This is a genomic window from Variovorax sp. Varisp41, assembly GCF_047325085.1.
GTDB lineage: Bacteria > Pseudomonadota > Gammaproteobacteria > Burkholderiales > Burkholderiaceae_C > Variovorax.
This window is the reverse complement of sequence record NZ_CP168540.1, coordinates 2,374,406-2,397,910: the sequence shown is the minus strand read 5'-3', so window position 1 is coordinate 2,397,910 and position 23,505 is coordinate 2,374,406. Positions and strand designations below refer to the sequence as shown.

27 protein-coding genes are annotated in these 23,505 nt (G+C 70.4%); 1 reads left to right on the top strand and 26 read right to left on the bottom strand.

Annotation, left to right across the window (positions count from 1 at the left end; all coding sequences use genetic code 11):
- Nucleotides 1–5 precede the first annotated feature (5 nt).
- From ACEN9J_RS11305 to ACEN9J_RS11180, 26 genes are all read right to left on the bottom strand, one after another.
- Nucleotides 6–1,268 (bottom strand): hypothetical protein, encoded by a 1,263-nt coding sequence (locus ACEN9J_RS11305; protein ID WP_413764110.1) that lies wholly within the window; start codon nucleotides 1,266–1,268, stop codon nucleotides 6–8.
- 64 nt (nucleotides 1,269–1,332) lie between these two features.
- Nucleotides 1,333–2,214, bottom strand: a complete 882-nt coding sequence (locus ACEN9J_RS11300) for a sigma-70 family RNA polymerase sigma factor (RefSeq protein WP_413764109.1) — start codon at nucleotides 2,212–2,214, stop codon at nucleotides 1,333–1,335.
- Between the two features lie 29 nt (nucleotides 2,215–2,243).
- A complete protein-coding gene (gene fliP / locus ACEN9J_RS11295) occupies nucleotides 2,244–3,302 on the bottom strand; it encodes a flagellar type III secretion system pore protein FliP (RefSeq protein WP_413764107.1) in 1,059 nt (352 codons plus the stop codon).
- Nucleotides 3,302–3,793, bottom strand: a complete 492-nt coding sequence (locus tag ACEN9J_RS11290; RefSeq protein ID WP_413764106.1) for a FliO/MopB family protein — start codon at nucleotides 3,791–3,793, stop codon at nucleotides 3,302–3,304. The genes fliP and ACEN9J_RS11290 overlap by 1 nt, the downstream gene beginning before the upstream one ends.
- A gap of 3 nt (nucleotides 3,794–3,796) precedes the next feature.
- A complete protein-coding gene (locus tag ACEN9J_RS11285) occupies nucleotides 3,797–4,225 on the bottom strand; it encodes a FliM/FliN family flagellar motor switch protein (protein ID WP_413764105.1) in 429 nt (142 codons plus the stop codon).
- Nucleotides 4,222–5,157, bottom strand: a complete 936-nt coding sequence (locus tag ACEN9J_RS11280) for a FliM/FliN family flagellar motor C-terminal domain-containing protein (protein ID WP_413764104.1) — start codon at nucleotides 5,155–5,157, stop codon at nucleotides 4,222–4,224. Before ACEN9J_RS11280 ends, ACEN9J_RS11285 begins: the two co-directional genes overlap by 4 nt.
- Nucleotides 5,154–6,350 (bottom strand): flagellar hook protein FlgE, encoded by a 1,197-nt coding sequence (locus tag ACEN9J_RS11275; protein ID WP_413764103.1) that lies wholly within the window; start codon nucleotides 6,348–6,350, stop codon nucleotides 5,154–5,156. The genes ACEN9J_RS11280 and ACEN9J_RS11275 overlap by 4 nt, the downstream gene beginning before the upstream one ends.
- A 33-nt stretch (nucleotides 6,351–6,383) precedes the next feature.
- Nucleotides 6,384–6,785, bottom strand: a complete 402-nt coding sequence (locus ACEN9J_RS11270; protein ID WP_413764102.1) for a flagellar hook assembly protein FlgD — start codon at nucleotides 6,783–6,785, stop codon at nucleotides 6,384–6,386.
- Complete coding sequence (locus tag ACEN9J_RS11265; protein WP_413764101.1) at nucleotides 6,785–7,609, bottom strand: hypothetical protein; 825 nt, start codon at nucleotides 7,607–7,609, stop codon at nucleotides 6,785–6,787. The genes ACEN9J_RS11270 and ACEN9J_RS11265 overlap by 1 nt, the downstream gene beginning before the upstream one ends.
- Nucleotides 7,606–8,121 (bottom strand): hypothetical protein, encoded by a 516-nt coding sequence (locus tag ACEN9J_RS11260; RefSeq protein ID WP_413764100.1) that lies wholly within the window; start codon nucleotides 8,119–8,121, stop codon nucleotides 7,606–7,608. The genes ACEN9J_RS11265 and ACEN9J_RS11260 overlap by 4 nt, the downstream gene beginning before the upstream one ends.
- A complete protein-coding gene (locus ACEN9J_RS11255) occupies nucleotides 8,118–9,557 on the bottom strand; it encodes a FliI/YscN family ATPase (RefSeq protein ID WP_413764099.1) in 1,440 nt (479 codons plus the stop codon). Before ACEN9J_RS11255 ends, ACEN9J_RS11260 begins: the two co-directional genes overlap by 4 nt.
- Before the next feature lie 5 nt (nucleotides 9,558–9,562).
- A complete protein-coding gene (locus ACEN9J_RS11250) occupies nucleotides 9,563–10,471 on the bottom strand; it encodes a FliH/SctL family protein (RefSeq protein WP_413764098.1) in 909 nt (302 codons plus the stop codon).
- Nucleotides 10,468–11,133, bottom strand: coding sequence for a hypothetical protein (locus ACEN9J_RS11245; protein ID WP_413764097.1), 666 nt, complete (start codon nucleotides 11,131–11,133; stop codon nucleotides 10,468–10,470). The genes ACEN9J_RS11250 and ACEN9J_RS11245 overlap by 4 nt, the downstream gene beginning before the upstream one ends.
- Nucleotides 11,130–12,596: a flagellar basal-body MS-ring/collar protein FliF gene (gene fliF / locus ACEN9J_RS11240; protein WP_413764096.1), complete on the bottom strand. Its 1,467-nt coding sequence runs from the start codon at nucleotides 12,594–12,596 to the stop codon at nucleotides 11,130–11,132. Before fliF ends, ACEN9J_RS11245 begins: the two co-directional genes overlap by 4 nt.
- The gene (gene fliE, locus ACEN9J_RS11235; RefSeq protein ID WP_413764095.1) at nucleotides 12,593–12,943 is read right to left on the bottom strand and encodes a flagellar hook-basal body complex protein FliE; all 351 of its coding nucleotides are present in this window, start codon (nucleotides 12,941–12,943) and stop codon (nucleotides 12,593–12,595) included. Before fliE ends, fliF begins: the two co-directional genes overlap by 4 nt.
- Nucleotides 12,940–13,410 (bottom strand): flagellar basal body rod protein FlgC, encoded by a 471-nt coding sequence (flgC, locus tag ACEN9J_RS11230; RefSeq protein WP_413764094.1) that lies wholly within the window; start codon nucleotides 13,408–13,410, stop codon nucleotides 12,940–12,942. The genes fliE and flgC overlap by 4 nt, the downstream gene beginning before the upstream one ends.
- A gap of 2 nt (nucleotides 13,411–13,412) precedes the next feature.
- Nucleotides 13,413–13,796 (bottom strand): flagellar basal body rod protein FlgB, encoded by a 384-nt coding sequence (locus ACEN9J_RS11225; protein WP_413764093.1) that lies wholly within the window; start codon nucleotides 13,794–13,796, stop codon nucleotides 13,413–13,415.
- 49 nt (nucleotides 13,797–13,845) lie between these two features.
- Nucleotides 13,846–14,991: a flagellar basal body P-ring protein FlgI gene (locus ACEN9J_RS11220; protein ID WP_413764092.1), complete on the bottom strand. Its 1,146-nt coding sequence runs from the start codon at nucleotides 14,989–14,991 to the stop codon at nucleotides 13,846–13,848.
- Complete coding sequence (locus ACEN9J_RS11215; RefSeq protein ID WP_261210303.1) at nucleotides 14,991–15,578, bottom strand: flagellar basal body L-ring protein FlgH; 588 nt, start codon at nucleotides 15,576–15,578, stop codon at nucleotides 14,991–14,993. Before ACEN9J_RS11215 ends, ACEN9J_RS11220 begins: the two co-directional genes overlap by 1 nt.
- A complete protein-coding gene (gene flgA, locus ACEN9J_RS11210; protein ID WP_413764091.1) occupies nucleotides 15,575–16,606 on the bottom strand; it encodes a flagellar basal body P-ring formation chaperone FlgA in 1,032 nt (343 codons plus the stop codon). Before flgA ends, ACEN9J_RS11215 begins: the two co-directional genes overlap by 4 nt.
- On the bottom strand, nucleotides 16,590–17,378 hold the full coding sequence (gene flgG / locus ACEN9J_RS11205; protein WP_413764090.1) for a flagellar basal-body rod protein FlgG: 789 nt from the start codon (nucleotides 17,376–17,378) through the stop codon (nucleotides 16,590–16,592). Before flgG ends, flgA begins: the two co-directional genes overlap by 17 nt.
- A gap of 43 nt (nucleotides 17,379–17,421) precedes the next feature.
- Nucleotides 17,422–18,213 carry a flagellar hook-basal body protein gene (locus ACEN9J_RS11200; protein WP_413764089.1) on the bottom strand — a complete coding sequence of 264 codons (792 nt, stop codon included), beginning with the start codon at nucleotides 18,211–18,213 and terminating at the stop codon, nucleotides 17,422–17,424.
- 22 nt (nucleotides 18,214–18,235) lie between these two features.
- Nucleotides 18,236–20,332, bottom strand: coding sequence for a flagellar biosynthesis protein FlhA (gene flhA, locus ACEN9J_RS11195; RefSeq protein WP_413764088.1), 2,097 nt, complete (start codon nucleotides 20,330–20,332; stop codon nucleotides 18,236–18,238).
- A complete protein-coding gene (locus tag ACEN9J_RS11190; RefSeq protein ID WP_413764087.1) occupies nucleotides 20,329–21,432 on the bottom strand; it encodes a flagellar biosynthesis protein FlhB in 1,104 nt (367 codons plus the stop codon). Before ACEN9J_RS11190 ends, flhA begins: the two co-directional genes overlap by 4 nt.
- Entirely contained in the window at nucleotides 21,432–22,256 is an 825-nt protein-coding gene (locus ACEN9J_RS11185) for a flagellar biosynthetic protein FliR (protein WP_413764086.1), read from the bottom strand. The genes ACEN9J_RS11190 and ACEN9J_RS11185 overlap by 1 nt, the downstream gene beginning before the upstream one ends.
- Before the next feature lie 46 nt (nucleotides 22,257–22,302).
- Nucleotides 22,303–22,569, bottom strand: coding sequence for a flagellar biosynthetic protein FliQ (locus ACEN9J_RS11180; protein WP_256222543.1), 267 nt, complete (start codon nucleotides 22,567–22,569; stop codon nucleotides 22,303–22,305).
- Between the two features lie 398 nt (nucleotides 22,570–22,967).
- Here ACEN9J_RS11180 and ACEN9J_RS11175 point away from each other — a divergent pair, with 398 nt between their 5' ends.
- Nucleotides 22,968–23,504 carry a sigma-70 family RNA polymerase sigma factor gene (locus tag ACEN9J_RS11175; RefSeq protein ID WP_413764085.1) on the top strand — a complete coding sequence of 179 codons (537 nt, stop codon included), beginning with the start codon at nucleotides 22,968–22,970 and terminating at the stop codon, nucleotides 23,502–23,504.
- The last annotated feature ends 1 nt before the right edge of the window (nucleotide 23,505 follow it).

The following is a 23,505-nucleotide window of genomic DNA, read 5'->3' as shown; positions in this document are numbered from 1 at the left end:
TCGAATCAGTTTCCGTCGCCGCCCGGCGGCGCGTTGGCATCGGGCGCACCGGCGTCGACGAACATCTGCCCCATGTCCCCACCGAGCGGCGCGCTGCGGCCGCCGAGCAGCCGACGCGCGAGCCGTTGCAGGTCCTTCGCGTCCTTGACGTCGCCCGACAGCAGCGCCTGCGCATAGCGGCCCGAGACGTTCGCCTTGTCCAGGCGCAGCGCCAGCTCGGCCTGGGCCTGCGCCTGCTCGCGCTCGCCCTGCATCGCGAGCACCACGGCCAGTCCGCCATGGCTCTCGCCGAAATTGCGATCGAGCGCGATCGCGGTCTCGAAGCTCCTGCGCGCCTCGGCCAGTTGCCCTTGCAGGATCTGGGTCCAGCCCTGGCCGTGCCAGGTGCCGATGTGCCGGCCCATGGCGGCGAGCGCGCGCCGGAAGGCTTCGCTCGCGCCGGCGAGATCGTTGGCGAGCAGGGCGGCGAAACCGCGGGTCGACCAGGCGCGGCCGTCGCCGGGGTGGCGCTGCAGCGCGGCGTCGGCGAAGCGCCGGGCCTGCTCCGCGTCGCGCGCGGCCAGCGCGAGCGAGGCCTGGGTGACGAAGGCCTCGGGCGGCGGTGCGTCGTCCGGGCCGCCGTTCGAAAGGCTCAGCGCGGCCCAGCGCTGGGCCGCCGGGAAATCTTCCGCGTCGATGGCCACGAGGCTGGCGACGCCGGCCGCCTGCGGATCGAGCAGGCCCCGCCGTTCGGCGCCCACCGTCCAGGCCATGGCGCGATCGAGCTGCACCTCGTGGTGCAGGGCACGCAGCCAGAGTTGTTGCAAGGCCCGCGTGGCGACCGGGGGATGTCCAGCGGCGCCTGCGGCATCGGCAGCGGCCTGCGCATCGAGCGAAGGCGCCAGGCGCTCGACACAGGCGGCGAGGTTGCCGCGCCGCAATTCGACGAAAGCGAGGTTGTGGAGCAGCACGTCCGCGAAGCCGGGCGGCGGATTGGGCGTGCCGCTCAAGGCCTCGAGCACGGCCAGCGCCTCGTCGTAGCGCTGCTGCGCGAGCCAGAAATCGCCTTCGCGCAGCCGCCAGGCGAGCGCGTCGGCCTGCAGCGCCTGGGCATGCCGGAGATGGAATTCCGCGCGCTCCCACTCGCCGCAGGACAGGGCTGTCTCGAAGGCATCGATCAGCAAGGCGTTGTTGCGCGGGTCCTCGCGCAGAAAGCCATCGAGCCGGTCGAGCCGCTGGCGTGCGGCGGCCAGCCGGGGATCGTGGCGCGGCGGGTCGCCAGGGAGCATGGTGGAGGTCGATTCAGTCATGGCCGATGGTGATGGAAGGGAGGATGGCGTGAACGGTGGCGGGCTACCAGGAAACATCGATGCGCGCATCGCCGGCGAGCAGATCGCGCAATCGCAGCAGCGCCTGGCGGTGCAGCTGCGACACGCGGCCGCGCGAGACATTCATCATCGCCGCGATCTCGTCGAACGGCACTTCCTGCAGGTAGTGCTGGCGGATCACGGTGCGCTGCTGCTCGCCGAGCTGCCCCACCAGGCCGCGCAGCACGCCGCGCAGCTGGTCGATCTCGGACTTGCGGAAATAGCTGACCTCGGGCGATGGCGCCCGCACGTCGCTGTCGAAGGCCTGGCCGTCGACCATGCCGGTGTCCTCGAGCATCACGCCCAGCGCGATGCCGATGCCGACCTCGGCGAGATAGCGAAACAGCCTGTCGGCGCCGCGCGATGGGGCGGGCGCCGTCGGATCGGCGTCGGACGGCGCATCGGACGCGTCGGCCGCGGCCGCCTTCACCGCTTCCAGGCGTTCCTGCCGCAGGCGCATGGCGACGCCGATCTGCTGGTTCTTCTCGGTGAAGTGGGCCAGCCCGTTGAGCATCGCGCCCTGCACGCGCTTGGCTGCAAAGGTCCTGAACTGCGCGCCCTGGCCGGGGTCGTAGCGGTCCACGGCCTCGAGCAGGCCGACCCGCGCGAACTGGAGGTAGTCCGCGAACTCGACGTCGTCGTGGGTGCGCCGGCCGTAGAGCTTGGCGGCGAGCATGCGCGCATAGGGCAGGTGATGCGTGACCAGCAGCTCGCGCGCATGCATGTCGCGCTGGCCGCACCAGCGCTGCCAGAGGGGCGCGGTGCCGTCGGAATCCTCGGCCTGCTGCCCGGGCCCGGAAGGAGCGACCGTACGGGCGCCGGCGGGCAGCGGATGCTGTTGCGCGGGCGCGGAACCGAGGCGAGGCATGGGCGTGCGAACGGACGGCGGCGGAACGGTCAGTGGAAGCTGCCGACCAGCGACTTGAGCACCAGGCTCCAGCCGTCCACCAGGATGAACATCAGCACCTTGAGCGGCAGCGCGATGGTGGTGGGCGGCATCATCATCATGCCGAGCGCCATCAGCACGCTCGAGACGATCAGGTCGATCAGGAGGAAGGGCAGGAAGATCACGAAGCCGATCTGGAAGGCCGAGCGCAGCTCCGACAGCATGAAAGCCGGAATGAGCTGCACGTTGCCGATGTCGTCCATGGAGCGCGGCATCGGTGCCTTCGACAGCTCGACCATCAGCGCGAGGTCGGCCTCGCGCGTTTGCCGCACCATGAATTCGCGCAGCGGCGCCACGCCCTTCCTGTAGCCGTCCTCCGTCGAGAGCTTGCCGGCCATGAAGGGCTCGAAGGCCTCCTGGTTCACCTTCTGCAGCACCGGCGACATGGTGAACAGCGTGAGGAACAGCGCGAGGCCGATCAGCACGGTGTTGGGCGGCGTCTCGTTCATGCCGATGGCATGCCGCAGCATCGACAGCACGACGATGATGCGCAGGAAGCTGGTCAGGCACACGAGCATGGCGGGCAGCACCGCGAGCACGGTGAGGCCCAGCACAACGCGCAGCGCCTGCGAGATTTCGGTGGCCGGCGTGCTGAGCGGTGCGTTCGAGGCCTGGGGCGAGGGCGTGGAGGCGCTGTTGGCGGCAGCCGGTGTCTTGGCGCGAGGCGCGGGTGGCGTCGCGGCGGGTGGCGGTACGGTGGTGACCGGTGCCGCTGGCGTGGCGCTGGATGGCGAAGGCGGACTGGCGCTCGATGCGGGCTCAGGCGCATTCGGCGTGCCGACGACGGCGGGCGCGACGGGCGCCTGGACTGTGGGCGGTTCCATCGGCGTTTCAGTCGACGTCGGAGCGGTGGCCGGCGCCCCTTCGGACAACGCAGGCGTTTCCGTCGATGGCGACTGGGCGAAGCCCGCCGAACCGAAGAGCGCGGCGGCGGCGAGCGTGCCGGCGGCGAGCAGCACCCGCGGCCAGGTCCAGCGCACGCCGCGGTCCTTGGCGAGCATGCGCAGCATCACGAGCGAACCTCGCTCGGCGGCGTAGCGGGCGCTTCGGACAGCAGTTGCACCGATTGATCGGTGCAGCCCAGCAGCAGCTGGCGGCCATTCCACTCGACCACGTGCAGGCTGTGGCGCGGCGTCAGCCGGGTGCTCGCGATGCGGCGGATCTCGCGTTGCGCCGTGGTTTCGGGCAGACCGGTCCAGCGCGTCAGCCAGGCCGGCGCGGCCGCCTGGCCCGCTGACTTGCGGCGCACGGCGACGAAGCCCCAGCCCGCCAAGCCGGCAATGAAGACGGCTGCGATCCACCAGCGTCCATCGGCATCGTCCGAGCCGCCGGCGACGTTGTCGCGCTTCACGGGGATGCTGGGCGGCAGGCTGCCGGATGCCGCGTTCGGCGATTCCTGCGCACGAATGCCCGGCGCGCCGATCAGCAGGGCCGCGGCCAAGCCGAGGCCGATCCATCCAGCGCGCCAGGCCTTGGCCTTCGCATGCCACCGATCCCTCATGCTTCAGCTTCCCGATCCGAGGCCTAGTGCGACCGGCAGTTCGGTGATGCGCACGGCGAAGTGACCGTCGACCGCCACCAATTGGCCGCGTGCCACGACCTTGCCTTCGATGGTGAGGTCCACCGGCTGGTCGATGCCGCGGTCGAGCCGCAGCACCTGGTGCTCCTTGGCGCCGAGCAGTTCGCCCACCGTCAGCGTCGCTTCGCCGACGCAGACCTGCAGCCGGGCCTTGATCTGGTGCAGCGGGTTCCAGTCCTTGAGCACGGCGGCGCCGCCGGCCGATGCGCCGCCGTCGCCTTCCGCGCCCGCATGCAGGTCGGGCAGCGAGATGATCTGGGCGGTCGGCACGCGGCTTTCCGCGCGTTGTTCATTGGCGCTCGGCGATGCGCCGACGCGGTGGGTGGCGGCAATGCCTTCCATGGCTTGGGTCATGACTTTCCTTCCTTCGATGGCGGTGTGCGCGGCGATGCGCCGGCGGGAGAGACGGTGGATGAAGAGGCGGCAAGCCGCGTGAGCTCGATCGCGACGCGGCCCTCGCTCTGGCCGAGCCAGCCGTCGCAGACCTGCTGGCCGTCGGTGCCGACGACGATGGCCGGCGTGTCGAGGCGATGCGCGAGCGGCACGACGTCGCCGAGCCGCAGGCCCTGCAACTGGCCGAGGTTGAGTTCGGCGCCCTCGAGCAGCACGCGCAGCGTCACGGGCTGATCGGAGAGGGCGCGGTCGAGGCGTTCCTTCGGCGACGCGGCCGGCTTTTCCGCCGGCTCGGAAGGACTTGCCTGCGCGGAGCCGAGCAGCGCGGCCACGGCCTCGTACGGCAGGTCCAGCGTCCACAGTCCGGCACACCAGGACCAGCGCACGCGCAGCGCGCCCGACCATGCGTGCGAAGGCGTCTCGGCGGAAAGGGTGGCCGAAGGGCTTCGCGGCGCGAGCGCGAACCCGTTGAGCGCGGTGTCGAGGCGATGAACCCAGTCGTTCCAGGCCGCGAGCGCGATGCGGTCGGCGATGCAGCCCGCGGATGCCGGGCCGGCATCGGCACCGAACATCACCGTGCCGATCGCGAGCAGCGCCGGGTCGTGAGGCGCGCTGATGCCCGAGGCGCGGCGCGAAGCGGGCGCGAAAGTCCATGAAGCCGCGGCGTTCGATTCGCCGGCCGCTTCGATGACCTGCACCTCCGGCTCGCGCGCACTGGTGTCGCGCAGCGGCAGCCACTCGGTAGCCCAGTCCTGGTGCAGCGCGGCGATGCGCCAGCGTAGATGCTCCTTCTGCGACGCCGACCAGCTGCGCAGGGGCCGCGCCTCGAGCGCGGATGCCGCCAGGTCGAGCAGGGGCGAGGCGGCTTGCGGAAAAACGAAGGCCGCGCTCATTTGCTCTTCATCGAGAACAGCTGCTGCAGCATCTCGTTGGCGGTCGAGATCACCTGCGAGCTTGCCTGGTAGCCGCGCTGCATGATCACGAGGTCGCTGAATTCCTGCGACAGGTCGACGTTGGAGATCTCGACCCGGCCCGAAGCAATCTTGCCGAAGGCGCCTTCGCCCGCGCTGCCCAGGCGCCAGGCGCTCTTGTCGAGCACGTCGAACTGGTTGCCGCCCAGCGACTCCACCGCATCGGGCGAGCTGAAGCGCGCCAGCGCCAGACGGGCGCCTTTCACCGTCTGGCCGTTGGTGTAGGTCATGCGCAGGGTGCCGGTCTCGTCGAAGACCGCGCCGCTCAGGGTGCCGGGCGCAACGCCGTCCTGCGATGCCATCTTGATCTGCGTGCCGCCCGAGAACAGGACCACGTCGGTGCCGAAGTCCAGCGTGAGCGCCATCGGCGGCTGCCCCGCGGGCGAGTAGGTGACCGGGATCCTGGCGGTGGCCGCGACCGGCTTGCCGTCGGAGAAGACCAGTGCGTTGGTCGCGATCACGACCGTGCCGTCCAGGATCTCGACCTTGACCGACATGCCTTCCGGCGTCGAGGTGGCCTGATAGAGCTTCATGGTCAGGGCGTGGCTCTGGCCGGAGGCGTCGATCACCTGCAGCCCGCCGACCACCAGCGCATCCGTGCCGGAGGCCGGCACGGTGCCCGTGAACGTCAGCTTGGTGGTCGTCTTGCCGGGGTTCATCATCTGGCCGGCCAGCGTGATCGGCACGAAGGCGTCGCCCTCGCCGAGCGCCATCACCTTCTCCCCGCCCACGCGGTTCACCAGCGCGCCGTCGGTGTCGAACTTGAACTGGCCGGCCCGGGTATAGCTGACCTTGCCGTCGGCGTTCTGCAGCACGAACAGCCCCTGGCCGTCCACCGCCATGTCGAGGTCGTTGCCGGTCTGCCGCAGCTCACCCTGCTTGAACGAGATGCTCGTGCCCGCGGTGTTGAGGCCGAAACCGAGCTGGTTCTGCCCCTGGTTCGCACCGGTGTTGCCGCCCGACAGGTTGCCGCCGGTGTAGAACAGGTCGGTGAACTGCAGGCTCGAGCTCTTGAAGCCCGGCGTGTTGAGGTTCGCCGTGTTGTTGGCGATCACGCGCAGCCCGCGCGAGTAGCCGAGCAGGCCGGTCATGCCGACGTAGATGGATTCAAGCATGGTGGTTCCTCGGGGATCGGAAAGGGCCGGGCCTCATCGCACGGCCACGAGCTGGGCCAGCGAGATGTTGTCGATCACGGTGCCGGCGGTGGTCTTCACGCTGATCAGCGGCGTGTCGCCCGACAGCGAGAGCGCGCTGACGGTCCCGGTGACCGTGCCGGTGGGCGTGGTCACGTCGACGGTCTTGCCGATCAGGCCCACCGACTGCAGCGCGGCCTGGTTGGTGATCAGCGTCTTGATGTTGTCGTTGAGCTGCTGCGTCTGCTGCAGGTTGGTGAACTGCGCCATCTGTGCCATGAACTGCTGGTTGTCCATGGGCTTCAGCGGGTCCTGGTAGGTCAGCTGGGTCAGCAGGATCTTGAGGAAGTCCTCCATGCCCAGGCTGGCGGATTGCAGGTTGGTGCCTGCCGAAGCGCTCACTGCGTCGATGGCCATCAGATGATCTCCTTGGAACCGGTCGGGTCGTACATGGGGTGGTGGGGGGAATCGCCCTCGGTGAACCTGCCGTCCTGCCAGACCAGGCGTCCGTTGCAGACGACCTGGTACAGCTGGCGGCCTTGCCGCGACTGGGCACGCTGCAGGTCGAGCACGAGCTGCGGCAGCAGCGCGGCGAGTGCCTGGTCGTCGGCACGCATCGCGATCCAGAGCGCCTGGCCCGAGGGCATCGATTCCTCGTGGATGCGCAACGGGGCCTGGGCTTCGGCCTCGGGGGCGGCGGGTTCGGTATCGTTGGCCGGGTGAACGGCGTGCGACGGCATCGCGGTGTCGGGCGGCAACCATGGCAAGGGAGCCGGCGGGCGCATGCCCTGGTGGGCAGTGACGAGCACCTCGTCGGCGGGCACCGCATCGCCCTGCGGCTGCGCATCCGCCGAAACGCCCGGGTGTTCGGGCATGGACGGCGGCTGCATGCCGTAGAGCCCGGCTGCCGCGAGCTGCGGCAGGACCAGCGGCCAGTCGGCGCGCGGCCACGGCATGGCGGCGGCAGTGGCGGCCTGGTGCGGCGAGCCGTGGCCGACGCGGGCATGCCGCGCGGCGGCCTGCGGACGTTCGGCGTTTCCTTCGCCGGACGGCGCGGATGCGACGTCCGCGCGTGCCTGGCGGGCCGCGGTGAACCACGCCGACAACTGGGCCCGCTCCATTTCGCGCTGCCAGGCGAGCTGTTTCTGCGCGCTGTCGCCGGCGTCCGCGAATGCCGCGCGGTCGTGCGGCGACGGCCACTCCGCCGGCGGCAACCCCGCGCCTATGTGTGCATCGGTCATCGTTGAATTTCCTCCCTCATGGCCACGGGGGCGCGAGAGCGCGCCAGCCAGTCCCGGTCCTGCTCGTTGGCATTGCGCTGGCGGATCTCGTGCGCGAATTCGGCCAGCGCGTCTTCCTTGTGGCGGTCCAGGCCATCGAGGCGCAGCCGCCGCTCGGTGCATTCGCGGCGCAGTTCGTCGCGTGCGAGGCGCTGCGTGTCGCGCAGGGTCTCGACCTCGTTCGAGCGCTCGCGCAGGTGCGTGAGATAGCCGAGCGCGCGCCGGTGGGCACCGGGGTCGAGGCGCCGCAGCGTTGCTTCGCTCAGCGCGCGGGCCTGCCCATCGTGGGTCTCGCGCAACTGCTTCAATTGCACCTCGGTCTGGTCGAGCAGCTTCTGCGCGCGGCCCAGCGCGGCCAGGCAGCGGTCGAGTTGCCACTGTTGTCGCTGCCGTACCGGTTCGAGCGGGTAGGAGAAACCGCGGATATCGACGTCGCGCGCAGCGGTCGAGGGTGTCGATGCGGTGGCGTTCATGGCTTGGCTCCGCCTCGCGTGGGCATCTGCATCTGCATGGGGGCGGGCATCGCCAGCGGCGACGGCGCTGGCGCGGCCGCCGGGCCGAACAGTTCCTGCAGGCCGCGCATCGATTCCGCATGCGGTACACCGCCCGTGCTCTGCCGCAGCCAGGCCAGCAGCCGGGGCTCGAGCGCGATGGCTCGGTCCAGCTCGGCATTGGCGCCCTGTTCGTAGGCGCCGATGTCGATCATCTGGCGGTTGCGCTCGAGCACCGCGAGGTATTGCACCGCCGTTGCCGCCAGCGCGCGCTGGCGCTCGTCGGCCAGGTCGGGCATGAGGCGGCTCACGCTCTTGAGCACGTCGATGGCGGGATAGTGGCCGCGGTGCGCGAGCTGGCGCGACAGCACGATGTGGCCGTCGAGGATGGCGCGCAGCGCATCGGACACCGGCTCGTTGAAATCGTCGCCTTCCACCAGCACGGTCAGCAGCGCGGTGATCGAGCCGCCGCCCGGCGCGGTGCCGCAGCGCTCGCAGAGTTCGGGCAGCTCGGCGAACACCGAGGGCGTGTAGCCGCGCGCGGTCGGTGGCTCGCCGGCCGACAGGCCGACCTCGCGCCGCGCCATCGCGAAGCGCGTGATCGAATCCATGGTGAGCAGCACGTTGCGGCCGTCCTCGCGGAAATATTCGGCGATCGCGAGCGCGGCATAGGCCGCGCGCAGCCGGGCCAGCGCGGGCTGGTCGGAGGTCGCGACCACGACCACCGAGCGCGCGAGGCCCTCGGGGCCCAGCTGGTTCTCGATGAATTCGCGCACCTCGCGGCCGCGCTCGCCGATCAGCGCGATCACGTTGACGCTGCCGCGCGGGTCGTTTCCTCCGTATGCCTTCACATGGCGCGCCAGCAGGCCCAGCAGCGTGCTCTTGCCGACGCCGCTGCCCGCGAAGATGCCCACGCGCTGGCCCTGGCCCAGCGTGAGCAGGCCGTCGATGCTGCGGATGCCGGTTTCCATCACGCGCCGGATCGGCGGGCGCTGCATCGGATTGATCGGTGGCGCCTTGAGCGGCCGCCGCGCGACCACGGTGGGCGCGGGCTGGCCGTCGAGCGGGTTGCCGAAGCCGTCGATCACGCGCCCGAGCAGGGCCGGCCCGACGCCGAGTTGCGATTCCACGCCAAGCGCGCGAACCTCGCAGCCGGCCGCGATGCCGTCGAGCGCGCCATAGGGCATCAAGGTGACGCGGCCCGGCTTGAGGCCGACCACCTCGGCCAGCACGCCGGCCGCTTCGCTGGCCGGGTCCGTCGATGCGTCGCCGCGAACCATGATGCGGCAGAGCTCCCCCACGGCCGCATCGGGGCCCGTGGCATCGATCGCCAGCCCCTGCATCTCGCGCACCCAGCCGATGCGCCGACGCAGGTCGGTGGCGCGCAGGGTCTGGCGGGCGGTGGCGAGCGCGTTCATGGGTGTCAGCGTCCGGTGGTCGAAGGCTGGACGGTCGCGCGGGCCGCGGTGCGCGATTGCGCGAGCAAGCGGGCCAGCGCGCGCAACTGCGTCTCGAGCCGCGCGTCGATCCCGCCCTGCGGCGATTGCAGGATGCAGCCGCCGAGCGCGAGCGCGGGATCGGCGACCCATTGCACCTCTCCGTCCTCGGCGGACAGCGTGCCGCCGGTCGCGGTATCGCGCAGCACGGCGAGGTCGTCGGGATGCAGGTGCACGGCCACCAGCGGCTTGCCGCGCAGGTCCGCCCTGACATGCGCCAGTTGCGCGCGAATGCCTTCGGGCGTGACCGCGTGGGTTCCGAGGATCTTGCAGACCGACTCGAAGCACAGCGCCAGCATGTCGTCCTCGGCATCGGCCAGCCGCGCCTCGATCTGCGCGGGCACCGCGGCGAGCAGCGTGTCGAGCTTCTGCAGCCGCGCTTTCAGCGTCGCCTGCTCCTGTTCGCCGCGCTCGCGCGCGGCCTGTGCCTGCTTTTCGAAGCGGGCCTCGAGCTCACGCGTGGCCTTCTGCAGCGCCTGGTCCGCGCGCGCGGCGGCCTGGCGCGCCTCCTCGGCAGCCTGGGCGCGGCCCTGGGCCAGCCCTTCTTCGTAGCCGCGGCGCTCGGAGGCGCCGCCGTCGTTGGCGCTGGCGGGGCCGGTCGCCGCGGGCTGCGGCTGGGGCGCCGCGACATTCGGCTCGGTCCGTCGCGCCGGCTGGACGGGCACGACGTTCGGTGCATGCGCGCGCGCGGTTCCTTCCGCCGGCCGCGCCTCGCTCGCGCGCGGCCGCGCGAGCGAGACCTGGCCGCGCACCGCCACGTCGCGCAGCACGACCGAATGCACCGCTGCCTGTGCTTCGGTGTCGCGAGGAGCGGGTGCCTGCGGCCGTTCGTTCATCGCTGTGCTCCGCGTGCCATGGCGTCGGGACGCAGCAGCCGGCTCAGCGATTGCTTCCAGCCCGCGACCCGCTCGCGTGCCGGCGCGGGGGCAGCCGGCTGCTGGCGCAGTCGTTGCGCGACGGCTTCGACCAACGCCGCGCGCAGGGCCGGTGGCAGGTCAGCGGCATTCGAGGCCTCGTCGATCGCGCTCTCGACGCGGCGCCGCTGCACCGGATCGAGCGCCTGCAGCAGGGCATGGCGCCAGGGCCAGTCGCTCAGGCGAAGGAACTGGACGACCAGGCCCGGCGGCTCGCCGCGCAGGCTGGCCGCGAGCAGCGGCATCTGACTGTCGGCGAGGCGGCGCAGCCAGGCTTCGTCGGACACGGGCGTTTCGAGCCAGGCGTCGTCGATGCGGTCGCCGAGGCCGGTCGGGGTGGCCGGTGCCGCGGCGGCGGTGGCTTCTGCGATCAGGCTCGGATCGCGCTCGATGCCCAGTTCTTCGAGCTCGCGCAGCAGCGCCAGCACCCCGTCGCGTTCCGCGGGCTGCAGGCTGGCCAGCACCCAGTCGCGATCGGTCGGCGCCATGGCGTGCAGCAGCAACGCCGCATGGCGCGCGCCGCCGGCGCCCAGGGCGTCGGCGCCGGTTGCCTGCGGGAGCGATGCCGCGAAGTTCGGGTTCATCCCGGCTGCCTCCTGTTTCCGGCCGAGGTCGACCCGGCCGGCTCGCGCACCCAGTCGCGCACGCGGCGCAACGCGGCGGCGCGCTCGGCCTCCGACAACGGCGCGGGGTCGCGGCGCTCGCGCGGGGCGGGCGCACGCCGGCCGGCGCGCAGCACCAGGAAGGCGAGCCCCACGATCACGATTGCCGCGATCAGCCAGTGCAGCAGTTCTGGCGCCGATTTGTCGTTGCCCGGCACGCCGGCGGCCGGCGCGGAGTCGCCGCCGGTGACGGTGGGTGCGAGCGCGGCCGCCGGTTCGGCCGACTGCATCGCGGCGCCCGCGAGCGACTGCACGACGACGGTGTCGCCGCGTTCGAGCGTGGCCCCGACGGCGGCCGCGATGACCTTGCGCAACTGGTCTTCCTGCGCGGCATCGAGCGCCTTGCGCACCACCGCGACCACCTGTACGCGGCGGATCGAGCCGGGCTGGCTCACGACCTGTTCGACGCGCCGGCCCACCGCGTATTCCACGTCGCGCTGGGCGCTGCCGCCGCGCGGGCCGCCGCTGTCGGTCACGCGCGTGTCGAGCGCGGAGCCCGCGTCGCGCAGCGTTTCGCGCTCACGCACGACCACGCCGGTCGACTGCAGGCCCGCGCGGTTCGCGGCCGGCAGCACGTCCTCGGTGGTGGTGCGGATCTGGTCCATGTTGAGCGTCACGTCGACGCTCGCGAGGGCCTGGCCCGGGCCGAAGCTGCGGTCGAGCACCGCCGTGACCTTGCGCGACAGGTAGGCCTCGGTGTCGCGTTTGAGATCGAGGCGTGCGCTGCTCGCGTCGCCTTCGGCATTGCCGGTTTCGTGGCGCGTGAGCGCGACGCCGTGGCTGTCGACGATGGTCACGTCCTGCATCGCCATGCCGGGCACCGCCGCGGCCACCAGCCGCTGCACGCCCACCACCTGTTCGGGCCGCAGCGCCAGGCCCTGGCGCATCGTCAGCGTGATCGACGCGGTCGCCTTCGAGGTCGCCTGCTTGAACAGGCCCTGCTCGGGCAGCGCCAGCAGCACGCGGACCTCGCGCACCTCCGACAGCGACTGGATCGTGCGCGTCAGCTCGCCCTGCAGCGCGCGCTGGTAGTTGATCTTTTGCGCGAACTCGGTCATGCCGAAGTCGGTGTTGTTGAACAGCTCGAGGCCGACCGCGCCCTGCAGCGGCAGTTCCTTGCCCATGAGCTTGATGCGCGTGGCGTGCACCGTGGCCTTGTCGACCAGGATGGCCGTGCCGTTGTCGCCGAGCCGGTACGGGATCTTCAGCCGCTCCAGCTCGGTGGTCATGGCCTGCGCGTCCTGCGGCTTGAGGTCCGCGAACAGCACCTGGTACTCGGTGCGGAAGGTCCACCATGCCAGCGCCGCGGTGGCGAGCAGGATGAGCACGATGCCCGCGACCAGGCCGGCGCGGGCGCGCTGCGTGAGTCCTTGCCAGAAAGTCATATCGGCATCTTCATGACGTCTTGATAGGCCTCGAGCAGGCGGTTACGCACCTGCATCATGAGCTGGAAGCTCACGCGGCTTTCCTCCAGGTTGATCATGATCTGGTGCAGGTTCTGCGCGTCGCCGACCGCGAGCTTCTGCAGGTCGACCTGGCTCGAGATCAGCTGGTCGTTGACCTTCGAGAGGCCATCGGTGACGAGCTGGCCGAACGAGCCGCCGGTGCTCGCGGTGGCGGCGGGCGCTTCGGCGGCCGCCGTGCCGCCGGCCAGCGATTGCGCGGCCGTGGCCATGGCCTGGGCCTGCGGCGACAGCGCGGCGATCGCCTCGACGGGAAGGAAGCCGCTCATGCGTTGCTCCCGATGTCGAGGGCGCGCAGCGCCAGCGTGCGGCTGGTGTTCATGGCCGACACATTGGCTTCGTAGGCGCGCGTGGCGCTCATCATGCTGACCATCTCGGTGGCGGTGTCGACGGGCGCATAGGCCACGTAGCCGCGCGCGTCGGCCAGCGGATGCCCGGGTTCGTAGACCAGCCGCGGCGGCACCTGGGACGCGACGACCTGCACCAGCGGCGCGGCCATCGGCACGGCGCCGCCATCGAGGCCCTGGTCGACCAGGGCGCCGAAGGCACCGGCCGCGGCGTCGCCGCCGGCGGCGAGCGACTGCGCCTGCGCGACCACGCGCAGCGGCTGGTAGCTGGCGCCGCCCACGCCCTGCACCGTGTTGGCGTTGGCGAGGTTGAGCGCCGCCACGTCCACGCGGGTGCGCTCGATGTTCATGCCGATCGCGCTGATCGCGAAGGATTGGTTGTAGTCCATGGTCATTTCCTGCCGTCGCCGGCCGCCATCGAAAGAATGGAGAGATGCCGCGACAGGCCCTTGACGAGCGCCTGGTAGTGCACCGCGTTGCGCGCCATCTCGGCCGCCTCGACGTCGAGCTGCACCGGCTGCGGCGTGCCGTCCGCGTCGACCGCGGGTTCGATGTGCGGGCGCACCTGGCTCAGCGCGAAGCTGTCGAGGCGCCCGGTCTGCGCCATGCCGCGGCGCGCATCGAGCAGCTGTGCCTCGAAGCTCACGCGCTGCGGCACGTAGTCGATCACATTGGCATTGGCGATGTTGGTGGCGATGGCCTGCTGGCGCAGGCTGGCTGCGTCGAGCGCCAGGGCCAGCGCCGAGCGGGTCACGGCTTCGATTCCGTCGATCATGTCGGTCTCCGGGAAAGGGTTGTCTGGGTTGCGTGAAGGAGGGGCCGGGTCATTGCACGATCAGTTCGCCGTGCAGCGCGCCCGCGGCCTTGACCGCGCGCAGGATCGAGATCACGTCGCGCGTGCTGGTCTTGAGCCGGGCCAGCGACTGCACGAGGTCGGACACCGTGTTGGAGCCGGTCACGAAGCCGGTGCCGGCGGGTTCGTCGACGTCGATGCGCGTGTTGGTGACGATGGCGGTGCGGATGTCGGGACCGCCGCCCCAGACGCCGTAGGGCTGCGAGGCGGTGTTCTGGTTCGAGATCGCGATCTTGATGTCGCCGTGCGAGATCGCGACCCTGGAGATGCGCACGTCGCCGCCCGACACCACCGTGCCGGTGCGCTCGTTGATCACCACCTTGGCGCGGCGGTCGGGCTCGACCATCACGTTCTCGATGCGCGTGAACAGGCCGACCAGTTCGTCGCGCTGGCCGGGCGGTACCGCGATCTCGATGCCCGAGGCGTCGCGTGCCTTGGCGAAGCCGCCGCCGAGCTGGCTGTTGATGGCGGCCGCCACGCGGTTGGCGGTGGTGAAGTCGGGTTCGGTCAGCACGAAGGTCACGCTCTGGCGCTCGTCGAGCATCGCGGCGCGCACGCCGACCTCCACCGTGGCGCCGTTGGGCACCGAGCCGGCGGTCGGGTGGTTCTTCTGCACCACGTTGCCGTTGGCGTCGTAGCGGTAGCCGCCGACCGAGAGGCCGCCTTGCGCCAGTGCATAGACGCGCCCGTTGGCACCCTTGAGCGGCGTGAGCAGCAGCGTGCCGCCGACCAGGCTGCGCGCGTCGCCGGCCGAACTCACCGTGACGTCGAGCGTGTCGCCCTCGCGCGCGAAGGTCGGCAGCGTGGCGCTGACCATGACCACCGCGACGTTGCGGCTTTGCACCTGCTCGGGCGCGATCGTCAGGTTGAACTGCGACAGCACATTGGCCAGCGACTGGCGCGTGGTGCGGTTCGAGGGCGAGTCGCCCGTGCCGGCCAGGCCGGTGACGATGCCGGTGCCGAACAACGCGTTGTCGCGCCAGCCCTGGAGCTTGCCGAGGTCCTTGACGCGGATCGCGTCGGCGGCGCTGGCATTCATGACACCGCCGCAGAGGGCCGAGGCCACCAGCGCGGCGCGCAGCAGGCCCGAGGCCAGGGTGAAGATGGATGGCTTCATCAGAATCCCCAGATGTCCAGGACGCGGCGCCACAGGCTGCGACGGGCGCGGTCGGAGACTTCGCCCTCGCCCACGTAGGTGATGCGCGCATCCGCGAGCCGCGTCGACAGGACCACATTGCCGTCGGAGATGTCCTGTGGCCGCACGCGGCCTTCGAGGTTCACCTTCTGCAGCTCCTCGTTCACCATGAGTTGCTGCTCGCCGGCCACGCGCAGTTCCTGGTTCGGCAGCACCTCCTTCACGGTGACGGTGAGCGTGGCAAGCAGCTTGTTGGTGCGCTGGGTGCGCCCGCCGCCGTCGAACTCGCCGGCGATGCCGATGCCCAACTGGCCGACCACGCGGTTGCCGGTCTGCGTGACCGAGCCGCTGATGTCGTTGGCGCGCCGGGTGCCGGTGTTGGCGCTGCTGCTGGCGGAGGAGTTCTCGAACACCTGGATCGTCAGCGAATCGCCGACGCGGAAGGCCTTGTTGTCGGCCGTCAGCGGGCGGAAGCTGCCTTCCTGATAGAGGCTTTCCGAGGCGGCCGGCAAGGCGATGCCGCAGCAGAGCGCGAGCCCGATGGCCGCGAGCTTCAGGCCGCGCTTCACGGTTGCACCTCCACCTGGCCGGGGCCGGTGACGCGCGCGACGACCTCGCCGCCCGCGCCCGGCACCTTGACGCGCACGAGCTGTCCCCGGCGGCCGTCCTGCAGCACCTCGACCCGGCTTTCGACCGTGACATTGCCGCTGTGCGCGAGCAGTTGCGCCCAGTTGCCGCGCGTGACCGCGGGCATGGGCTCGAGGTGAGCGTCGGTCAGCACCTCGCCGGGTTTGAGCGCGCGGCGCAGCCGCTGGCCGGTCGCTTCGGGTGCGGAGGACGTGGCCAGCGGCACGCCCTGGCGGAGTTCCGCGAGATTGACTTCGCGCGAGGTGGTCGCGCCGCGCAGCGTGACGGCGTCGACCGCGGTCCCGCTGTCGAGCCGCGCGGCCGCCACCGTGGCCGGCGCCCAGGCGGCCACATCGAAGCTGATGGCCGTGGTGCGCACGAAGCGGTCGTCGACCCAGGCATCGACCCAGACCAGCATGCGGCGCGACGGCGTGGCCGCGGCGGACAGCGGCCGCACGCGCAGCACGGCGTTGCCTGCCGGCAGCGTGAGATCGCGCGCGGTGGACACGGCCTGCACCTCCGCGCGCAGGCTGCGCTGGGAGAGCCAGTGCATGAGCGCCGAGCGCGCGGCGTCGACCACGGTATCGCCTGGCAGTTCCTGCGCGGCGGCCTCGATGGCGGTTTCGCCCGCGCCGCTCCAGCGAATGGCGGGACCCGTGCCGTCGCCCGTATACAGGCCGCTGCGCGCGGCGACCCAGCGCTCGAGCGTGTCGCGTTCGAGCAGCGCCGGCGAGCCCGGCCGCGGCGCGGCGCCGACGGGCAGCGCCATCAATTGGCGCAGCATGGGCAGGTCGCGCGCGGTGAGGTAGGCGATGTCGCCGAGCCGCACCTGGCCCTGCGCCACCTGGACGCGGGGACGCAGTTCGATCGACACGGCGGCATTGCCGTCGGCCACTGCGGTCGCGGGCAGCGCCGTCATCGCGGCCAGCAGCGCCAGCGCCGCCGCCGCGTTTCTACTTGCGCAGCGCATTGACCATCCCCAACATTTCGTCCGACGCCTGCATGACCTTCACGTTGGCCTCGTAGACGCGCTGGGCGACCATCAGGTTCACCATTTCCTCGTTGAGCTTGACGTTCGAGCCCTCTAGGAAGCCCTGCGCCAGGCTGCCCATGCCGTCCTCGGAGGCCTTGGCCAGGATGGCGTCGCCCGAGGCCTGGGTCGAGCGGTAGAGGCCGTCGCCCTGCGACTGCAGGCCCGAGGGATTGGTGAAGCGCACCAGGTCGAACTGGCCCGCCTCGACCGGCGTGCTCTGGCCCGCCACCTGCACGCGCACGCGGCCGTCGCCGTCGATCTGCATGTTCTGCGCGTTCTCGGGGATCGCGATGTTGGGCTTGAGCGGAAAGCCGCCCGGCGTGGCGAGCAGGCCGTCGCGGTTGATCTTGAAGGTGCCGCCCCGGGTGTAGGCGCTTGAGCCGTCGGGCATGGTCACCTCGAGAAAGCCTTCGCCCTGGATCGCGATGTCGTAGGCCGACTCCGTCTTCTTGAGGTCACCTATGTCGAACAGCTTCGACACGGCGGTGATGCCGACGCCGGCGCCCAGCCGGCGCTCGGCGCCGAGCAGGCCGATGTCTTCGGCGGCCGGCGCGAGGCGGCTGGCCTCCTGCACCATCAGGTCGGAGAAGCCGACCTTGGCGCGCTTGTAGCCGGTCGTGTTCACGTTGGCCAGGTTGTTGGCGATGGTGTCGACATTGAGCTGCTGGGCCTGCATGCCGGTGGCGCTGATGTAGAGGGCGTCGAACATGGTGCGGTTGCGAGGTGGAGGTGGAAGAGGGGAGGTGCCGGGATCAGCCGAGGTCGCCGAGCTTGCGCACGGCGGCGCCGATCATGTCGTCGTAGCCCAGCGCGACGCGCTGCATCGATTCGAAATGGCGCATGGACTGGATGAGCTGCGACATCTCCTGCATCGAGCTGACGTTGGAGTTCTCGAGGAAGCCCTGGCGCAACTGCACTTCGGCGTCGGGCACCTGCGCGGGCGCTTGCTCGGCCGACATGAGGCCGTTGCCCAGGCGCAGCAGTGCCGCGGGATCGTCGAAGCGCACGACCTTGAGCTGCGCGATCGGCGTGGCCTCGGCACCGCCGCCGGGGCGGGACTCGAAGACCTGGCCGGTGGCGTCGATCACCGGGTTGGGCCGCGAGAGCACGATCTCGCCGCCCACGCCCATCACCGGATGGCCCTGCGGCGTGACGAGGCGGCCGCGGCCGTCGAGCTGCCAGCTGCCCTGGCGCGTGTAGGCGAGGCCGGCATCGGTGGCGATCTCGAAATAGCCGGGCGTGGCCAGCGCGACGTCCAGGCTCTGGCCCGTGGTCTTGAGCGTGCCCGGACGCAGGTCGGGGCGCACCATGAAACTGCCGGGCGTCGTTCGCGCGCCGCCGGTGGCCACCCCCAGCGAGGCGGCGGCATCGCGCATCGCGCCGGTGAAGCCGCCCGCCGCGGCGTTCGTGCCCACGGGCAGCGACACCGCGACCTCGCGCTTGTAGCCGGGCGTGGTGGCGTTGGCCATGTTCATGCTCACGCGCTCCAGGCGTGCCATGTCCTGCTGCATGCTGAGGAGGCTGATTGCGAGTACGTCGCTCATGCGTGGCCCTTGGTGAGTGGTCTCAGAGTTGAACGATGCCGAAGGACTTCAGCTCGATGGTGTGCGGCACTTCCGTCATGGACAGCACGCGCAGATGCGGCATCACGCGCTCGGACAGCGCGCGCACGTGGCGGCGCAGCTCGGGCGCGCACAGCAGCACGGGCAGCAGGTTGCTCTTCATCATGCGTTCGGCGTGCTGCACCAGCCGCTTCACGAGCTGTTCCGACAGCCGCGGATCGAGCACGAAGGGCTGCGCGCCGCCGCCTTCGCTCGCGACCTGGATGCTCTGCAGGAACTGGCTCTCGATCGCGGGGTCGAGCGTGAGCACCTGCAGCGAGGTGGCCTCGCCCAGCAGGCCCTGGCAGATGGCGTGGCCGAGGCGCTGGCGCACCATCTCCGTCAGCAGGTGGGCGTCGCGCGTGGTGCGCCCGGCATCGGCCAGCGTCTCGAGGATGGCCTCGATGTGCCGGATCGAGACCTTCTCGCGCAGCAGGTTCTGCAGCACCTTCTGCACGTCGCTCGAGGACAGCACGGTCGGGATCAGTTCCTCGACCAGGCCCGGCTGGCTCTGGCGCACGCGCGCGAGCAGCCGATCGACCTCGGCGCGCGTCAGCAGCGTGGCCGACTCGCGCCGCAGCATCTCGGTCAGGTGCGTCATGAAGACGGTGGCGGCATCGACCAGCGTGAACTTGGCCTGGCTCGCGGCCTCGCGCTGGCCTTCCTCGATCCACAGCGCGGGCAGGCCGTAGGTCGGGTCGCGCGTGGGTTCGCCCGGGATCGACCTGGTGTCGCCCGCGGGATGGATCGCCAGCAGCCGGTCGGCGCGCGCCTCGCCCTTGCCGACCACCACGCCGTCGAGGTGGATCTCGTAGCGGTCGGCCGACAGCCGCGCCGAATCCTTGAAGCGCACGCGCGGCAGCACCAGGCCGAACTCCTGCGCATGCTGCTTGCGGAAGGTGCCGATGCGTTCCATGAACACGCTGCCGGGCTGGTTGATCAGCGGCACCCAGTTGCTGCCGAGGTGGATCTCGATCGGCTCGACGCGCAGCAGCGCATAGGGATCGTCGGTGCTGGCGGCCGGCGCGCCGTCGCCGTCGGTACCGATGGCATCGAGGGCCGCGTCGCCGCCCGCCGCGGGCTGCGTGGCGGCAGCATCCTTGGCCTTGGCGAAGCGGTAGAGCAGCGTGGCGGCCAGCAGGAAGCAGGCCGTGAGCGCCAGCGTGGGCAGCGCCGGAATGCCCGGCAGCAGCAGCAGGCCGCCGAGCGCCATCGACACCAGCAGCAGCGTCTTCGGGAAAGAGCCGACCTGGCGCAGCGCCTCGCGGCTCAGGTTGGCGTCGGACGAGGAGCGCGTGACGATGATGCCGGTGCCCACCGCGATGACCAGCGCCGGCACCTGGGTCACGATGCCGTCGCCGATGGTCAGCAGCGTGTAGGTCTGCAGTGCCTGGCCCCAGGGCATGCCGTGCTGCATCACGCCGATCACCAGGCCGCCGATGATGTTGATCAGCAGGATGATGATGCCGGCGATCGCGTCGCCCTTGACGAACTTGCTGGCGCCGTCCATCGCGCCGTAGAAGCCCGCTTCCTTCTCGAGGTTCTTGCGCCGGCGCTGCGCCTCGGCCTGGTCGATGAAGCCCATGTTGAGGTCGGCATCGATGCTCATCTGCTGACCGGGCATGCTGTCGAGCGTGAAACGCGCCGCGACCTCGGAGACGCGCTGCGCGCCGCTGGTCACGACCACGTACTGCACCACGATCAGGATCAGGAACACGATCAGCCCGATCACGTAGTTGCCGCCGACCACGAAGGCGCCGATCGCGCCGATCACGCGGCCCGCGTCGCCGTCGGACAGGATCAGCCGCGTGGCCGCCACGTTGAGCGACAGCCGGAACAAGGTGGCGATCAGCAGCAGCGAGGGGAAGGTGGAGAACTCCACCGGCCGCGCCATGTAGAAGGTCAAGAGCAGCACCAGGAAGGCGAAGCTGAAGTTGCTCAGGATCAGGAAGTCGAGCAGCCCGCTGGGAATGGGCGCGAACAGCACCACCAGCACGCCGAGCACCAGCGCCACCAGCGCGATGTCGCTGTTCTTGCCGAGGATGCGGCCCAGGGCGTTCATGGCCGGCCTCCCGCCGCGGTGCCGGCCTGCCGTTGCTGTTGTTGTTCGCGCATCGCGAACACCCAGACGATGATGCGCGCGACCTGCGCGTAGAGCTCGGGCGGCACCGGCTGATTGACCGGCAGTTCGCGGTAGATGCGGCGCGCGAGCGCGGGGTTCTGCACCACCGGGATCCGGTGCCGCGCCGCGATCTCGCGCATCGCGGCCGCCATGTGGCCGGTGCCCTTGGCCAGCAGCTGCGGCGAGACCATGCGCCCGTGTTCGTACTTGAGCGCCACCGCCACGTGCGTGGGGTTGGTGATCAGCACGTCGGCATTGCGGGTCTGGCTCAGCGCCTGGCTGCGCTTGAGCATCTCGCGGCGCAGTTCCTTCAGGCGCGCGCGGATGCGCGGATCGCCTTCGCGGTTTTTGACCTCGTCCTTGAGCTCGCGCTGGCTCATGCGCATCTTCTTCGCGAACTCGTGGCGCGTGTACATCCAGTCGACCAGCGCGATCAGGCCCAGCACCAGGGCCATCTTGAGGCCCACGCTGGAGAGGTCGTCGATCAGCATGCGCAGGTAGCCGATGGGTGCGAGCGAGGCCAGGGCGTAGAACTGGTCGGTCAGCGCGCGCAGGCTCAGCACCGCGACCAGCGTGAGCAGCACGAGCTTGATGACGGCGCGCGCCGTGTCGAACAGCACGCGCATCGAGAACAGCCGCTTGAGGCCGGTGACCGGGCTGACGCGGGAGAAGTCCATCTTCACCGGCTCGAACGAGAACACCGGGCCGGTCTGCATCAGGTTGCCGAGCACGGCCGCCAGCATCGCCACCGCGAAGAACGGCGCCATGATCATCAGCCCCGCGCGCAGCGCGCGCTCGATGGTCGGCCAGAGGCCGACGCCGGCCGCGTCCATGCGGCTGGCATGGATCAGCAGCGCCTGGTCGAAGCGGAACTGCTCGGCCGCCACGCCGAAGCCACGCCAGGTGAGGTAGACCACCGCGGCGAAGAACACCATCGCCGACACCATGTCCACGCTCTTGGCCACCTGCCCGCGCTCGCGCGCGCGCTGCAGCTTGTAGGGCGTGGCCGCCTGGTTGCGGTCCAGATCCTGCTCGGCCATCAGCGTGCTCCTCCGGGAGCGGCTGGCGCGGCGGCGAACATCTGGTCCCAGCTCGTGGCGATGCCCGCGTAGACGCGCGTCATCACGCCGCCGATGCCCGTGAACCAGAGCGACAGCGCGAGCAGTCCCGCGATGATCTTCACCGGGATGCCCATCGCGAACATGTTCATCTGCGGCAGGTTGCGCCCGACCACGCCCAGCACGAATTCGACCAGCAGGATGCAGAAGACCACCGGCGCGGCGAGCGCGAAGCCGAGCGTGAAGAGCCCGGCCGCCTGCTTGAGCACGGGCAGGGCCGCATGGGCCACCGACCAGGAGGCGCCGACCGGAAAGCGCTCGATGCTGAAACCCAGGCCGCGCAGCAGCGCGTGATGGCCGTTGAGCACGAAGAACACCAGCACGGCCAGGTAATTGAAGGCGGTGGTCAGGATCGGCGTGGGGCGCTGGGTGACGGGATCGAACACCTGCGCGATGCCGAAGCCGAGCTGCACGTCGAGCAACTGGCCGGCCACCGAGAACGCGCCGAAGGCGAGCAGGATGCCCAGGCCCAGCGTGGCGCCGAGCGCGACCTCGGCCAGGGCGGAGGCGAGCAGCGCACTCCAGCCGTTCCAGCTCGCGTTCGAGGCGGGAAGGCCGGCCGCCAGCGCGACGGCCAGCGACAGCAGCAGCAGCGCACGGACCGTGGTGGGCAAAGGCACCGCGTAGAAGACGGGTGTCATGAGGAAGGTGGCGGCCACGCGCAGGCTCAGGAGACCGGTGGAAATCAGCCAGCCGCTACCGAGTCCGGAGACCATCGCGTCGGGCAGCGAGCTCGCTGCGTTCATGGAACTGTGGGCCGAGGCGAAGGAGGAAGGCGGGCGGCGGTCGCGCTCAGAACATCGCCGGGATGCTGTTCCAGAGGTTCGTCGTGAACTGCGTGAGCTTGCGCAGCATCCACGGCCCCGCGACGACCAGCACGGCACCCGCCGTGAACAGCTTGGGGACGAAGGTCAGCGACATTTCCTGCACCTGCGTCACCACCTGAAGCACGCTGATGACCACGCCGACGAGCATGGTCAGGCCCAGCAAGGGCAGGCAGATCAGCAGGCCCGTCATGAACAGGTCCGCCATCATCTTGAGCGCTAGATCGGCGTGCAATTCGAATTCCCCGTGACCCGCTCGCGATGCACTCGACGGTGCGCAATCTGGGTCGAATGTAAGTCTTGTGTGTTTTTGAACGGCCTGCTGAATCGGTCGTTGACCAACAGGTCGTAGGCTGGTTCCTACATTGAGCTTACACCTTTAGAGGGAGGCTCCAATGACCGTTACAGCCTCCATTTGGAGGAGGGCGAGACGCCGGTCTTATGACTTAGGTAATAAGTAACACTAATACACAAAATGTAAGACGAATAAGTGCAAGGTCTACAGCGCTCGGTGTTTGCTTTCGTTGCGGGTGTGAGACAGGTGTCGCCTGATACTGCCGCCATCGCCCGATCGACTAAGATGAGAACAATTCTTATTCATGAGGCCGCGATCCCCGCACGCCGTTCGGAAGAATGAACGCCGATTCCGCCCTTCACCCGCACCCCCATGCACATGTCCACGCCCTCTACCGCGGCCACCACGGTTGGCTGCTGGGCTGGCTGCGCGGCAGGCTGGGCAATTCCTTCGATGCCGCGGACCTGGCGCAGGACACCTTCCTTCGCATCCTCGCCGCGCCCGACCACACGCCCGAGAAGCAGGGCGACTGGCAGCTGCGCGAGCCGCGTGCCTACCTGACGGTCGTCGCCAAGCGCCTGCTTGCGAACCTGTACCGGCGGCGCTCGCTCGAGCAGGCCTACCTCGACGCGCTGGGCGCGATGCCCGAGCCGCTGGCGCCATCGCCCGAGCAGCAGGCGATCATTCTCGAGACGCTGCAGGAGATCGACGCGATGCTCGACGGCCTCGCGCCAGCGGTGCGGCAGGCCTTCCTGATGGCGCAGCTCGAAGGGCTGGGCTATGCCGAGATCGCGACGCGGCTGGGCCTGAGCGAGCGCACGGTGAAGCGCTACATGGCCGAGGCGATGGCGCACTGCATCGTGCTGGTGGCGTGAG

Bases quoted from the DNA above. Each gene is read 5' to 3' on its own strand.
- ACEN9J_RS11265 (WP_413764101.1), bottom strand. From the start codon at position 7,609: ATGACCGATGCACACATAGGCGCGGGGTTGCCGCCGGCGGAGTGGCCG.
- ACEN9J_RS11185 (WP_413764086.1), bottom strand. From the start codon at position 22,256: ATGAACGCAGCGAGCTCGCTGCCCGACGCGATGGTCTCCGGACTCGGT.
- ACEN9J_RS11225 (WP_413764093.1), bottom strand. From the start codon at position 13,796: ATGATCGACGGAATCGAAGCCGTGACCCGCTCGGCGCTGGCCCTGGCG.
- flgG (WP_413764090.1), bottom strand. From the start codon at position 17,378: ATGTTCGACGCCCTCTACATCAGCGCCACCGGCATGCAGGCCCAGCAG.
- ACEN9J_RS11260 (WP_413764100.1), bottom strand. From the start codon at position 8,121: ATGAACGCCACCGCATCGACACCCTCGACCGCTGCGCGCGACGTCGAT.
- flhA (WP_413764088.1), bottom strand. From the start codon at position 20,332: ATGAACGCCCTGGGCCGCATCCTCGGCAAGAACAGCGACATCGCGCTG.
- ACEN9J_RS11250 (WP_413764098.1), bottom strand. From the start codon at position 10,471: ATGAACGAACGGCCGCAGGCACCCGCTCCTCGCGACACCGAAGCACAG.
- ACEN9J_RS11275 (WP_413764103.1), bottom strand. From the start codon at position 6,350: ATGCTTGAATCCATCTACGTCGGCATGACCGGCCTGCTCGGCTACTCG.
- ACEN9J_RS11270 (WP_413764102.1), bottom strand. From the start codon at position 6,785: ATGGCCATCGACGCAGTGAGCGCTTCGGCAGGCACCAACCTGCAATCC.
- flgC (WP_413764094.1), bottom strand. From the start codon at position 13,410: ATGGACTACAACCAATCCTTCGCGATCAGCGCGATCGGCATGAACATC.
- ACEN9J_RS11280 (WP_413764104.1), bottom strand. From the start codon at position 5,157: ATGAGCGCGGCCTTCGTTTTTCCGCAAGCCGCCTCGCCCCTGCTCGAC.
- ACEN9J_RS11305 (WP_413764110.1), bottom strand. From the start codon at position 1,268: ATGCTCCCTGGCGACCCGCCGCGCCACGATCCCCGGCTGGCCGCCGCA.
- fliF (WP_413764096.1), bottom strand. From the start codon at position 12,596: ATGACTTTCTGGCAAGGACTCACGCAGCGCGCCCGCGCCGGCCTGGTC.
- ACEN9J_RS11255 (WP_413764099.1), bottom strand. From the start codon at position 9,557: ATGAACGCGCTCGCCACCGCCCGCCAGACCCTGCGCGCCACCGACCTG.
- ACEN9J_RS11285 (WP_413764105.1), bottom strand. From the start codon at position 4,225: ATGACCCAAGCCATGGAAGGCATTGCCGCCACCCACCGCGTCGGCGCA.
- ACEN9J_RS11190 (WP_413764087.1), bottom strand. From the start codon at position 21,432: ATGGCCGAGCAGGATCTGGACCGCAACCAGGCGGCCACGCCCTACAAG.
- ACEN9J_RS11220 (WP_413764092.1), bottom strand. From the start codon at position 14,991: ATGAAGCCATCCATCTTCACCCTGGCCTCGGGCCTGCTGCGCGCCGCG.
- ACEN9J_RS11200 (WP_413764089.1), bottom strand. From the start codon at position 18,213: ATGAGCGACGTACTCGCAATCAGCCTCCTCAGCATGCAGCAGGACATG.
- ACEN9J_RS11300 (WP_413764109.1), bottom strand. From the start codon at position 2,214: ATGCCTCGCCTCGGTTCCGCGCCCGCGCAACAGCATCCGCTGCCCGCC.
- ACEN9J_RS11290 (WP_413764106.1), bottom strand. From the start codon at position 3,793: ATGAGGGATCGGTGGCATGCGAAGGCCAAGGCCTGGCGCGCTGGATGG.
- ACEN9J_RS11175 (WP_413764085.1), top strand. From the start codon at position 22,968: ATGAACGCCGATTCCGCCCTTCACCCGCACCCCCATGCACATGTCCAC.
- fliE (WP_413764095.1), bottom strand. From the start codon at position 12,943: ATGAGCGGCTTCCTTCCCGTCGAGGCGATCGCCGCGCTGTCGCCGCAG.
- ACEN9J_RS11245 (WP_413764097.1), bottom strand. From the start codon at position 11,133: ATGAACCCGAACTTCGCGGCATCGCTCCCGCAGGCAACCGGCGCCGAC.
- flgA (WP_413764091.1), bottom strand. From the start codon at position 16,606: ATGCGCTGCGCAAGTAGAAACGCGGCGGCGGCGCTGGCGCTGCTGGCC.
- fliP (WP_413764107.1), bottom strand. From the start codon at position 3,302: ATGCTGCGCATGCTCGCCAAGGACCGCGGCGTGCGCTGGACCTGGCCG.